This window comes from Candidatus Aquicultor sp., assembly GCF_054640775.1.
Map to the genome: position 1 here is coordinate 16,671 of NZ_JBTSLF010000012.1, position 12,483 is coordinate 29,153.

The 12,483-nt window shown below is 52.1% G+C and carries 13 protein-coding genes; all 13 read right to left on the reverse strand.

Features of this window, described 5'->3' with window-relative positions:
• On the reverse strand, nucleotides 1-873 hold an 873-nt coding region (glyS, locus tag ACYC56_RS02065; protein WP_461372518.1), incomplete at its 3' end, for a glycine--tRNA ligase subunit beta.
• Complete coding sequence (gene glyQ, locus ACYC56_RS02070) at nucleotides 866-1,753, reverse strand: glycine--tRNA ligase subunit alpha (RefSeq protein ID WP_461372519.1); 888 nt, start codon at nucleotides 1,751-1,753, stop codon at nucleotides 866-868. The genes glyS and glyQ, both read right to left, overlap by 8 nt.
• A gap of 126 nt (nucleotides 1,754-1,879) precedes the next feature.
• Entirely contained in the window at nucleotides 1,880-2,632 is a 753-nt protein-coding gene (recO, locus tag ACYC56_RS02075) for a DNA repair protein RecO (RefSeq protein WP_461372520.1), read from the reverse strand.
• Between the two features lie 293 nt (nucleotides 2,633-2,925).
• Entirely contained in the window at nucleotides 2,926-3,645 is a 720-nt protein-coding gene (gene deoC / locus ACYC56_RS02080; protein WP_461372521.1) for a deoxyribose-phosphate aldolase, read from the reverse strand.
• Nucleotides 3,646-3,809: 164 nt separating this feature from the next.
• Nucleotides 3,810-5,162, reverse strand: a complete 1,353-nt coding sequence (gene mgtE / locus ACYC56_RS02085) for a magnesium transporter (protein WP_461372522.1) — start codon at nucleotides 5,160-5,162, stop codon at nucleotides 3,810-3,812.
• A gap of 25 nt (nucleotides 5,163-5,187) precedes the next feature.
• Nucleotides 5,188-6,120 (reverse strand): GTPase Era, encoded by a 933-nt coding sequence (gene era / locus ACYC56_RS02090; protein ID WP_461372523.1) that lies wholly within the window; start codon nucleotides 6,118-6,120, stop codon nucleotides 5,188-5,190.
• Between the two features lie 32 nt (nucleotides 6,121-6,152).
• The gene (locus ACYC56_RS02095) at nucleotides 6,153-6,629 is read right to left on the reverse strand and encodes a GNAT family N-acetyltransferase (protein WP_461372524.1); all 477 of its coding nucleotides are present in this window, start codon (nucleotides 6,627-6,629) and stop codon (nucleotides 6,153-6,155) included.
• 6 nt (nucleotides 6,630-6,635) lie between these two features.
• Nucleotides 6,636-7,043 carry a cytidine deaminase gene (cdd, locus tag ACYC56_RS02100; RefSeq protein WP_461372525.1) on the reverse strand — a complete coding sequence of 136 codons (408 nt, stop codon included), beginning with the start codon at nucleotides 7,041-7,043 and terminating at the stop codon, nucleotides 6,636-6,638.
• A gap of 86 nt (nucleotides 7,044-7,129) precedes the next feature.
• On the reverse strand, nucleotides 7,130-8,413 hold the full coding sequence (locus ACYC56_RS02105) for a hemolysin family protein (protein WP_461372526.1): 1,284 nt from the start codon (nucleotides 8,411-8,413) through the stop codon (nucleotides 7,130-7,132).
• Between the two features lie 90 nt (nucleotides 8,414-8,503).
• Entirely contained in the window at nucleotides 8,504-9,205 is a 702-nt protein-coding gene (locus tag ACYC56_RS02110) for a diacylglycerol kinase (RefSeq protein WP_461372527.1), read from the reverse strand.
• Complete coding sequence (gene ybeY / locus ACYC56_RS02115) at nucleotides 9,195-9,629, reverse strand: rRNA maturation RNase YbeY (RefSeq protein WP_461372528.1); 435 nt, start codon at nucleotides 9,627-9,629, stop codon at nucleotides 9,195-9,197. The genes ACYC56_RS02110 and ybeY overlap by 11 nt, the downstream gene beginning before the upstream one ends.
• Nucleotides 9,610-11,733, reverse strand: coding sequence for an HD family phosphohydrolase (locus ACYC56_RS02120; RefSeq protein WP_461372529.1), 2,124 nt, complete (start codon nucleotides 11,731-11,733; stop codon nucleotides 9,610-9,612). The genes ybeY and ACYC56_RS02120 overlap by 20 nt, the downstream gene beginning before the upstream one ends.
• A gap of 3 nt (nucleotides 11,734-11,736) precedes the next feature.
• On the reverse strand, nucleotides 11,737-12,483 hold a 747-nt coding region (locus ACYC56_RS02125), incomplete at its 5' end, for a PhoH family protein (RefSeq protein WP_461372530.1).

A 12,483-nucleotide genomic window follows, 5' to 3' on the forward strand; every position in this document is an offset into this window, starting at 1 on the left:
GTCCTCGACCGGGAAGTAGCGCTGGTGCGCCTCCATGGCGGTAACCAACACGTCGCGCGGGAGCGCCGTAAACTCGCTCGAGAAGCTTCCACGAATGGCGTGCGGGTACTCGACAAGCTCAAGGACCTCGTCGAAAGTCTGCTCGTGCACGACAGCCCTGCCGCCGGTATCCCGGACGGTATCCCGGATGCCCGTTTTGATTAACTCGGCGCGCCTTGTTTGATCGACGATTACCTTGTTCGCCTCGAGGGCGCCCAGGTAATCGGCAGGTTGTGCGATCGGCACCGGATTGTTTGCCAGAAGCCTGTGCCCCATGCTCTCCCTGCCGGATTCGACCCCATCCACGCTAAACGGTATGACGTTGTTCCCAAAAAGCGCCACGATCCAGCGAATCGGCCTGACAAAACGGATATCTCCGTCACCCCAGCGCATGGCCTTCGGGAACGAGAGTGAAAGTATTAATTCGGGAAGGATGGTAACGAGGATTTCCTCAGCCCCACTGCCTTCCTCCTCTTTTATGGCAAAAACATAGTCGCCACCATCAACCGTGCGCACCTCGAGGGATTCCACGGGCACGCCCTGGGATTTCGCAAAGCCCATAGCGGCTTTTGAGGGTTGGCCGTCTTCGGCATAGGCCACTTTTTTAGCGGGCCCTTTTACCTCGTGGACGGCCTTGGCCTGACGCCCATCAAGCCCTTCTATAAGAAGCGCGAGCCGTCGTGGTGCGCCATAGGTCGTTATATCATTAAATTCAAGACGGTATTTATTCAACAGAAGCCCGGCCCGTTCTCTGAGCTGCTCCATGCCGATAGTGACTGATGCGGCCGGTATCTCTTCGGTTCCAATCTCAAGAAGCAGGTCTTTTTTACTCACTTACCGCCACCGCCTTTTTTAAGAGCGGAAACCCCTGCTCTTCTCTCTGTGTTAAGTATGCCTGGGCGCTCATACGCGCAAGGTCGCGCACCCTTCCAATAAACCGGGTGCGCTCGGTGACGCTCAAGGCGCCCCGGGCATCGAGAAGGTTAAAGGCATGCGAGCACTTGAGCACGTAGTCGTAGGCCGGTAACACAAGCCCCGCCTCGAGCGTGCGTTTTGCCTCAGCCTCATAGGTATCGAAGAGGCCGAAGAACATCTGCACGTCGGCCACGTCAAAGTTGTACGCCGACCCCTGGACCTCATTCTGGCGGTGTACTTCGCCGTACGTTACGCCCTCGGCCCATTCCAGCTCAAAAACGCTCTCCTTCTCCTGGATGTACATCGAGAGGCGCTCGAGGCCATAGGTGATCTCGGCGCAGACCGGTTTTACATCGATACCGCCGACTTGCTGGAAATATGTGAATTGGGTGACCTCCATGCCGTCGAGCCAGACTTCCCAGCCCAGACCCCATGCGCCAAGCGTTGGAGATTCCCAATCGTCTTCAACAAAGCGAATGTCGTGTTTAGAAAGGTCAAAGCCGATAGCCTCGAGACTTTTAAGGTAGATATCCTGTACATCATTGGGCGATGGCTTGAGAATGACCTGGAATTGATAGTAATGTTGCAGTCTGTTCGGGTTCTCGCCGTAACGACCGTCTGTCGGCCGCCTCGAGGGCTGCACGTAGGCCACATTCCACGGCTCGGGACCCAGCGAACGTAAAAACGTAGCCGGGTGAAACGTCCCGGCTCCGACCTCACTATCGTACGGCTGTACAATAAGGCAGCCGTACTGCGCCCAATACGACTGAAGGGTTAAAATCAGTTGCTGAAAATTCACTAAACCAGCCTCTTTCGTTCAATCTTGTATCGAGTCTTTTCTTGAATTTCCGGTTTATTAAAGGGTTCAACCTCATATTTTAGCAAACAACACCAGATTAGCGCTATACCCCCTCAGGACTAGCCGCTAACTGTTGCAAACAAGCTGGCTCAGACATTCTCTGCTTTTAAGCCGGGCTTGTATGTAATAGGCTATATAGTCGTGCATCAAGAGGTAGAGTTCGTCCTCCGTGCGCGCGATAACATCCATATCGATGACTTCGAGAAGCGGTCTTCTAAGCAATCGTGAGAGCGTCTCTACCGCTGCGGGTGTGACGGCAATGCTGGTTCTGTCCGAGACTTTACAGTCATCGCACACGACACCGCCCCACTGAAAGCTGAAGTGCATCTTGGCACCCAGGCCTTTTTCACAGACCACGCAGCGCCCAAGCTTCGGCATGTAGCCGGAGATCGCCATGAGCTTTATATCAAACGCAATCAAAAGCAGCCTGAAATTCTTCTTGGCCCCAGAAATCACGCTCAACCCTTTTAGCAAAAGGTTATACAGCGACACATCACGCTCACCTTCGATAGCTACCTTGTTTACAAGGTCAAGCATGGCCGAACCGTAGGTTATCCGGTCGAAGTTGTCTCGTATCCCGGAAAACGAATCGATGATCTCGGCCTGCGTCACGATGTCCAGGTTTCTACCTTTGTAAAGCACCAGGTCCACATGCATGAACGGCTCGAGACGGCTGCCGAACTTGCTCTTGGTTTTCCTGACACCCTTTGCAACCGCGCCTACTTTCCCCAAATTGCTGGTGAGAATCGTGATTATACGGTCAGCCTCGCCAAGCTTATGGGTTTTTAAAATGATACCTTTAGTTTTATATAACGACATGAAGCCCCCGGTAATTGGAATATTTTATCAGTCGATGGATAGAGTACACCACTGGTTAGATTTTTGAAATCATAATAATTCAAGGCCCATCCGGTTTTGGGGTAATATCTATCTGCTTTTATTTTAGCTGATTTGCACCTTATTTATAAGGTATTTAAAACGAATTACGTTATTGATGTAACTCGTTAAAGCATTATCAGAGTAAACTATTCCTTATTTATACCACAAAGTGCAAGCAAGTGCCGAGGGGGCTGGGGATAGTATAAAATTACGCCGGCACAAGGACGGCTTCTCTAGCGCCAAGGGTTGGCCGCCGGCGGGACGTAGCCTTTGCCGAACGCCTGCTCGACGATATCAACGCTCGCGCTTGTCCCAATACGGTTTGCACCTGCATTGAGCAAAGATATTGCCTGCTGAGATGTCCTGATGCCGCCGGAGGCCTTTATTCCCATCTCAAACGGCAAATTCGACCGCAAAAGCTCAACATCCTCAACGGTGGCGCCACCGGTGGTGAAACCAGTATTCGTCTTAACGAAATCAGCGCCGGCGCGCTCGACGATATGGGCTGCTCGGATCTTCTCGTCATCGGTTAAGAGCCCGGTCTCTATGATCACCTTTACGATGATGTCGCGGCCGGCTCCGACCTCACCTCTACGGGCGGCTTCGACAACGGCTCGTATGTCGTTATACACCTCATCAAACAAAGTGGACTTTAATGCACCGACATTCATCACCATATCGATTTCATCTGCGCCCTCATCGATGGCCTCGCGGGTCTCATGAACTTTAGCGCCGGTCGTAGTCTCGCCCAGAGGGAATCCGGCGACAGTACAGACTTTTACCACCGAGTCCCGTAATAGTCGGAATGCGGTGTTCACATAAAACGGTGCTATACACACCGATGCGAAATTGTATTTTATAGCTTCCGCACAAAGTCGCTCGATGTCTTTCACCGTCGCGTCGGGTTTCAAATTCGTATGGTCGATGCTTTTAGTTAGCTCTTCCTGCCTCATCTATGTTCTCCTCCACTCATCCCAGCAAAAAGTTTGGGTGTCCATCCATATATGCAGCCGCTTAAATATCGGCGATTACATGTATTATTGCCAAAATCGCCGGTTGTAAAAACTCGAACGGGATTATTTATCCTTTATGAGCTAAATTGTTTCGCTTAGGCACATTAAATAAGAAGTTTTATCATCAGGGTTGCAAGACCCAGGAATGTCAGGAAGCCGAACACATCCGTAAATGTGGTGACGATAACACCGGAACCCAGGGCCGGGTCCTGGCGAAGGATTCTCAGGATAATCGGGATGCCGGCCCCGGCCAAACCCGCAATCGCCATGTTAATGGTCATAGCCATGAAGAGGACCAGACCAAGGTACGGATTACCCCTTGTAAAATAGGCGACTAAACCGGCGAGTATCCCGGTTGTAGCACCTATTACCATGCCGATTCCTACTTGACGGGCGATAACGCGCATGCCCTCTTTGAACTCGAGCTGTCCCAATGCAATACCCCTCGTCGTAACAGTGAGGGTTTGCGTTCCCATATTTCCACCCATACCGGCGACAATCGGCATAAAGGCCGACAATATGACTAACTTGCCGATAGTGCCCTGAAATTCATACACGACTCCCGCTGCAAAAAAAGCGGTAAGCAAGTTAAAGGTCATCCAGGGAAGCCGGTTCTTGATCGACTCGATAGCGCGGCTATCAAGTTTCTCTTCGCGGGTGACGCCACCAAGACGATAGATATCTTCGCTTGCCTCTTCCTCGATAACGTCGACGACATCATCGATGGTTATGATACCGAGCAGGTGGTGCTCGTGATCGACTACCGGCATGGCCAGCAAGTCGTAACGCGACATGATGTTTGCGACCTCTTCCTGGTCGGTATCGACATCGACATAAATCACGTTGGGGTTCATGATCTCTTCGACGCTCTGATTTGCTTTTGCGATAATAAGGTCGCGAAGCGAAATCACGCCGACAAGCTGGTTGTCCTTGTTAACAATAAAAACATAATAGATGGTCTCGGCTACCGGGGCTCTTTCGCGCAACAGCTCGATGGATTCCTGGGCGGTTAAGTCTTTGCGCAGAGCGACAAACTCCGGGGTCATGATGCCGCCGGCCGTGTCTTCCTTGTGCTGCATCAACTTGAGCGCCTCGGCGGCTTCCTCGCGGTTCATCGAAGCCAGGATACGATTGGCGTCTTCTCTGTCAAGCTCACCCAGGAGGTCGGCCACATCGTCGGGCGACATCTCCTCCAGGATATCCGAGACCAGCGGGGTATTGAGCAGGTCAACGATATCAGCCTGCTCGTCCTCGTCCATCTCCTGGAACGCTTCCGCGGCGCTTGGAATATCCCAGGACTCGAATATCCGCTTCTGCTCCTCATCGGGCATATTGGTCACGATTTCGGCGGCATCGGCGGGATGAAGTTTGTCCAGGAGGGCGATGACCTTCTGTAGTTCGTCTTTTTTTAATAGGTTTTCCGCTGCTATAAGCAGTATCTTGTTTCTCTCCTGCACCTGGTACCTCGGTATCTTTATAGAATTATTCGGTGTACCCGAATTGGCGCACGTAGCGCTCGTCTTTGCGCCAGTCCTTCTTGACGCGAACCCGCAGGTCTAGGTAGACCTGGCTGCCGAGAAGCTGCTCTATTTCGGCACGTGCGGCCGAGCCGATGTCTTTCAGCATGCGCCCGCCTTTGCCGATGAGAATACCCTTTTGGGATTCGCGCTCGACAAAAATCGTGGCGAATATGTCTACGATTCCGCCATCCTTTCGCGGCTTCATCTCCTGCACCTCGACGGCAACGCTATAGGGCACTTCTTCTCTCGTCAACTCCAGGACTTTCTCGCGGACGAACTCGGCCACGATAACACGTTCCGGCTGATCTGTGATCATGTCGGGCGGGTAATACTGCGGACCTTCGGGAAGAAGCTCCAGTACCCTCGCAATAAGTTTGTCGACGTTTTCGCCCGTTGCACCCGATATAGGGATAATATCGTCGAACTCGCCCAGTTGACGCGCAACTTCCATTTGCACCTCGAGGTCTTGCGGCTGAACTTTATCGATTTTGTTAGGCACAAGGATTTTCCGCGTGGGCAATGTCGAGATCTCGTTGGCGATAAACAAATCGCCTGTGCCGATGACCTGTGATGCATCGACCATAAAAATCACCGCCTCGACATCTTTCAACGTCTTTCTAACGATCTGGTTAAGCTGCGCCCCTAACGCGTCTTTCGGCTTATGTAAGCCCGGCGTATCGATTAGGATAACCTGAGCATTCTCGAAATTAAGAACCGCCCTTATGCTGTTTCTGGTCGTTTGCGGCTTGTCGGAGATGATTGCGATCTTGCGCTGTGCTAAAGAGTTCAGAAGCGTTGATTTTCCGGTGTTCGGACGACCGACAATGGCGACGAATCCAGACCTGAACGTATTCTTTTGTCCACCGCTATTCAGTTGTTTGTCACCGTTTTTCATGATCACTCTTCCAGTTCTAACTTATTTAGGTTCTATTCACTTACCTGCATCTTGCTTAGGTTTAATTCATAAAGCAGTCTATCGATCCCGGGGCCGTATTCATCTGCAAGCTCTGCGACCTGTTCAAAACCCGCTTTCCGGTAGACGCTGATTGCCTGCTTACATTCGGGATCGACCGTAAGCTGGATTTTTTTGATGCCTTCGTCCCGCAGCACGCGTAGAAGCTCGTGTAGAAACTGCGTACCGAAACCCATGCTCCGCCTGTCTTCCCGTATCGCAAAGCCGACGACAAAGGCAAGCTCGGGGTCTTTCCAGTCCTTAAGCACATCGGCTACGCCGCAGAGCGCATCACCGCACTTTAGCACGAAGACCGCACCGTGTCGAATGAAGACCGGGAACGTCCAGTGATTCAATCCGCCCTCGCCAAACGCCTCGGCTTCTACGCGTGAAAGCTCATCAAGAAGCCGTGTATCGAATTGGCTCAGGCGCTCAACGGTAAGCTCTTGCATCGCTCGCTATCTCTTCTCATTGAAGAGCTGCTCGTTTGTAAACGCCGTGGGAAGCAGGTCTTTTAGCTTAGCTTTTTTGACCTCGCCCGCGATGTTGGCCATGATAATCCTGGTTTCGGGACCGAACTCAGCCAACACCTGGCGGCAAGCCCCACAAACGGGGCACGGCGTAGGACCGTCGGCGACAACTGCGAGGGCCTCGAAGCTGCGACAACCCGCGGTTACCGCGTTCGCCACCGCAACGCGTTCGGCGCACATCGTTAGACCGTAGACCGCATTCTCCACATTGGCCCCGAAAAACACGCGCCCGTCCTCACACAGAAGCGCCGCCCCGACCCGAAACCCCGAATACGGCGCATACGCATTCTGCCTCGCCTGTATAATGGCCGCCTGTATTAATTCGTTATCTTCCATTGAAGTAATCCTTATTTAAAAAAGGTCTAGCTGCTTACTGCGTACTCCCTACTGCCTACTAAGACCCACACTCCAGACCCATAAAACTACACGACTTCCCTGTTCTCGTTCTCAGTCGCTTCTTCACGGGTAACTAGGATTTTCGATATTCGCCTGCCGATTACCTTCTCGACTTTGAAAGTGAGGTCTTCGAAGCGGACGGTTTCACCGGCGGTCGGGATCCTGCCGACCAGGCTATAGACAAAGCCGCCGATGGTGTCGACGTTATCCCTGGACAGGTTGGTATTAAGCATCTCGTTGGCCTCATCGATGTTAACGCGCGCATCCATTCTAATCGTTCGCTCATCAATAAACTCGACAAGGGTCTCTTCGAGGTCATACTCGTCGAAAATCTCACCGACGATCTCCTCCAGCAGGTCTTCGATGGTGACAAGCCCGGCGGTACCACCGTACTCGTCGACGACGACCGCTATGTGCAGGCGCTTCTTTTGAAGCTCGCGCAGCAGCTCGTCGACCTTTTTCGATTCGGGAACATAATACGCCGGGCGCATCAACTGCCTGAGAGGTATGTCGATCCTGCCTTTACTCATATGTATCAAGAGGTCTTTGGCATAGATAACGCCAACGACATTATCAACCGTTTCTTCATAAACCGGGATTCGCGAATGACCTTCTCTGATAACCAGAGAGAGAACTTCTTCAATGGGCGCATCGATACTTACCGCGACCATATCCATCCTGGGAACCATGACTTCACGCACGATGGTATCGCCAAACTCAAAGATGCTGTGAATGAGTTCTTTCTCTTCTTCTTCAATAACACCGCCTTGTTCCTCCCCGGCGCTGATCATACCGAGCATCTCCTCCTCGGTGACGACCGGCAGTTCCTTGATTGGCTTACCGCCAAACAGCCGGACGAAGACGTTGGCGCTCGAAATGAATATACTCGTCACCGGGTTAAGTATCTTGGAAAGCGCGTTTAAAAACGGCGCGGTCCTGAGAGCTATATACTCTGCGTAACGGGTACCGAATGTGCGCGGTACGATTTCGCCGAATACCAGGATCATGAAGAGCATCACCAAAATGGTTACGAGCAGCGCCAAACTCTGGATATATTGGGACGTAAGTATCGTGGCAAGAGAAACCGCGGCGATATTGACCGTGTCGTCGATCAGCAAAAGCGACGAGAGAATGCGACCCGGATGCATAAGCAGCGAGTCCAGCTCTTTAGAGCCCCGGACATCCTGCTCCACCAGGTAGCCGATTCGAATCCGGCTTACCGAACGTATGGCGCTTCTAATGGCCGTGAACAGGGCCGAGAGACCGACCAGCGCGATGATTATAACGCTATTTACTAACCAGTCTGACAAAAAATATCCTCCTTAAGAAATTAGCGAAAATTTATCACTAACTCATCACTAACTCATGAACTATTAGATGAACTATAAGTATAAATCGGATTAAATGTAAAAGACCTGAAAGATCAGGATAGTTATAAGTATTCCGATCAACCCGCCTGAAACGATTTCAAGCGTGGTATGTATCCCTGCATCCGCCCTGCTGTGAAATACGAGTAGCGCAAGCGCCAACCCGAGTGTTGAGACGATAGGCGAATGACTTATAAACGCTATCGCCGTAAACAGGACGCCCGCGATGGCGCTGTGCCCGCTCGGCCATCCGCCTTGTAAAAAACTGCCGCCGCCGATCCACGCCTTTGCAGAAACCACGATGATCAGCACCAGCAAGAGCGATATTACGGTGATATGCGCCGGCGACTGGCGTACCTTCTGGATAAGGCTCAGGCTGTATGGATTCAACTTCGAGAAAAACACGAAGTAGGCCACTATTATGGCGTTGATGCTTGCGAGAAGAACGGCTCCGGCGGCGACATCTTTCGCCAGTCCGGCGATAGGATCATACGTGGTCGTAACCAGATCGATGGTCGCTTCGATGGCGGTGTTGATAAGCTCTGCCACCATCACAAGCGCCGATGCGAAAATCAGGGCGATGAACGCCCAGGATTCAAGCTTTAAAAAAAGCGCAAGGCCCAGAGCAAACGCGGCGACAGCAAAATGGATTTTCATATTGCGCTGAGTTCGCACTACGTAAATTAGCCCGTCTATAGCATAATTGAAGCTCTGAAGGAGCGATCTACTTTTCATCCGCGAGGATTTCCTTTTCGTGCCCTTCCATGATTTCGGCCTCGGTATCGTCCTGGTGATCGTATCCAAGCAAGTGCAGGATGCCGTGGGTTAAAAGAAGCGCCATTTCCTGTTCGAAACTCTGCCCATATTCCTCGGCCTGCCTGGCAGCCACCGACGGGCAGATAACGACATCGCCCAGTAAATGCGGGTATTCGCTTGTGCCCGGCTCCTCATCCTCGGTCTCGAACGAAAGAACATCCGTAACCGAGTCTTGGCTCCGGTAGTGGGCGTTGAGCCCACGAATTTCATCCTCGTCGACCAGGGCGATACTTAACTCAACGTCGTCCTCGACTTTTTCATGAGCAAGCGCTATCCGTGCCACCCTTAAAAGAAGCTTATCATCTACCGGCACATCTTGCTCGTTACTTATTAGGATTTCCATGAGCGGCCAGACTCCTTGTCTGAGGGAGGGGCACCGTCGGGTACTCGATCCTCGTATGGTATAAGCTGCTTAATACTTGCGTAAAGCTTCGGATAATCTTTTCTAAATCGTTTAACGTGAGGTCGCTTTCATTGAGCTGACCATCGTCAAGTTTGCTCTGTACTATTCGCTTGATGAGCTGCTCGATTCTTCCGGGTGACGGCTTTGTTATCGTACGCGCCGCCGCTTCGACCGAGTCGGCCAGCATTACGAGCGCCGCCTCTTTCGTACCCGGGCGGGGGCCCTGATATCTAAAATTCTCTTCGCTGACACACTCTTTAACGATGTTCTCTTTTGCCTTTGCATAGAAATATGCGACCACGCTGCTGCCGTGGTGCTCGTTGATAATATCGACGATCTCCCGGGGCAGGCGCTGCTTCTTCGCCATCTCGACCCCCTCTTTTACGTGTGAGGTGATGATAAGGCAGCTGAGGCTCGGGTTGGTATGGTCGTGTGGATTCTCGCCGCCGACCTGGTTCTCTACGAAAAAGAGCGGTCGTTTTATCTTGCCGATGTCATGATAATAGGCGCCGACTCTCGCCAGAAGCGGGTTCGCCCCTATCTCTTCCGCGGCGCTCTCGGCAAGGTTTCCGGTCATGATGCTGTGGTTATACGTGCCGGGGGCTTTCATCATAAGCTCGCGTAACAACGGCTGGTTGGCGTATGAAAGCTCAACGAGCTTGATATCCGTTGTGATTCCGAAGGCCTTCTCGAGAAACGGTAGCGCCCCGATTGTTAACACCGCGGTTGAAATACCGCCGAGCAAACCCCAGCCAAGGTTCTTGAGAACCTCGAACCAGCCTGCGCCGCTTAAGAGGGTTGTGATTAACGCTAATACGGTAGTCGCCAGCGTCACCCAGGCGCCCGCAAGAACCAGGTCGGTGCGGTGCCTGATATTGTAGGTCGCAAAGATCGCAAACAGGCCGGTCAGCAGACCATACAGCGCATACTGGTAGTTCTGCCCCGCGATCAATCCCGAGAACAAACTGATCATCAGAACCATCAAGACGGATGTCTCGACGCCGAACAGAAGCGCCGTAAGCATCGCGGCGGCGGCGACCGGAATCAAGAAAAACGAGTAAAAGGGGCCGACGAATTTAGCTAAAAGAATCGTTGTAGTAAATATGATGCCGAGTACGGCAATCAACCTGTCGTTCTTATAGATACGTAGCTGGTAATGATGCAGGTAGAGAGAAAATGCCAAAAACGCGACGAGCGCAAAGAGCGAAAGTCCGCCGATCCTTACAAGGTCGATACCCCGCCTCATCAGGCCGAGTTCCTTGAGGATTTTTTCCTGGCCGCTTGAGACGATCTCGCCCTCACGAACCACTATTTCACCCTTCTGTTTGCTGACTACAACCGGAAGAATGCCGTTAGACGCCTCTTTTCTCAGCCGCTCTGTCGCTTTCTCGTCGTAGAAGAAGTTGGGTTTAAGGTAGAGCGTGCCGACTTCGGCGATGATGGCGCTTTTATCTTTATCCTCGGTGAGGCTGCCGGCCATGCTTCTAAACTCACTCTTCTTGTTGATGAGGTTCTCCGCTGTCACCCGGTCCCTGTAAGCCTGGTCGACCTGGCTTACTATCGTGGACTCAGCTGAGTTTAAGTCGGCGTCCGGTGTGGCGAGAAGGATTTCCAGCACACTCTTATCAAACGTCGCGCCAACCTCTTTTGAGAGCAGATCGAGTTTCGCCTCAGGGGTGAGCGCCTGGTTGATGCGCACCTGGTGCACCGCGTTAAAGAACTTATGGACGAGATCGATCACCTGATTTTCAACAGCCCAGTCCCTGTTGTAGACCTTTTGAACATGGGTGGCGGCCTCTTTGCGAAGCGCCTCGGTCCCATCGAAATCGACGAACTCGACATCTCGGGAAGCTTTAATCGTTTTCGGGCTTGGTTTTCCAATTTGAATACCGGAAAGTCGATCCGGAAGGAAGTCGATGGTAAGTGTGGCAAGAACGACCGCAAAGATGAGCGCAACGAGTAAGGACCGGCGAAGATCTGTGCTTCGCCAATCAAGCTTTGCGTAGAACTCTTTTGCTTTCGCGAGGCCAAAGTCGGCGGTCATGGCTTAGTTCTTTGAACCTCTTTCATCGTCATGCTGCTTATAGGCTTCGACTATTCTCTGAACAAGCTTATGACGAACCACATCGCGGGCCGTAAGATGGACAAAACTGATGCCATCGATTCCCGCCAAAATATTTTCTATGACGAGCAGACCCGAGTGTTGTCCCTGCGGCAGGTCGATTTGCGTCGCGTCGCCGGTAACAACTATCTTTGAGCCGAACCCAAGCCGTGTCAGAAACATCTTCATCTGCTCCGGCGAGGTATTCTGGGCTTCGTCCAAAATTATGAACGAGTCGTTGAGCGTGCGCCCCCGCATATAAGCAAGCGGGGCTACCTCTATCGTTCCACGTTCCATTAAGTGCTGGAACTGCTCAGCATCCATCATATCATAAAGTGCGTCGTAAAGTGGCCGTAAATATGGGTCGACTTTTTGATATAAGTCCCCCGGCAGATAGCCGAGTCTCTCACCAGCTTCAACAGCCGGCCTGGTCAGGATAATCCTTCCGACTGTCTTATCTTTTAGGGCGCGCACGGCCATCGCCATCGCCAGATACGTCTTTCCGGTCCCCGCCGGGCCGATCGAAAAGGTAACCGTACTCTTACGAATCGCGTCTATATACGCCTTTTGTCCCGCAGTTTTCGGTCCGATTGCTTTTCTGCGGTGGGTGATGATGATATCGGAATAGATGCTTGACGGGGAGATCTGATCATCACCGAGAACAAGCTCGACACTATGCTCTACCTTTTGGGG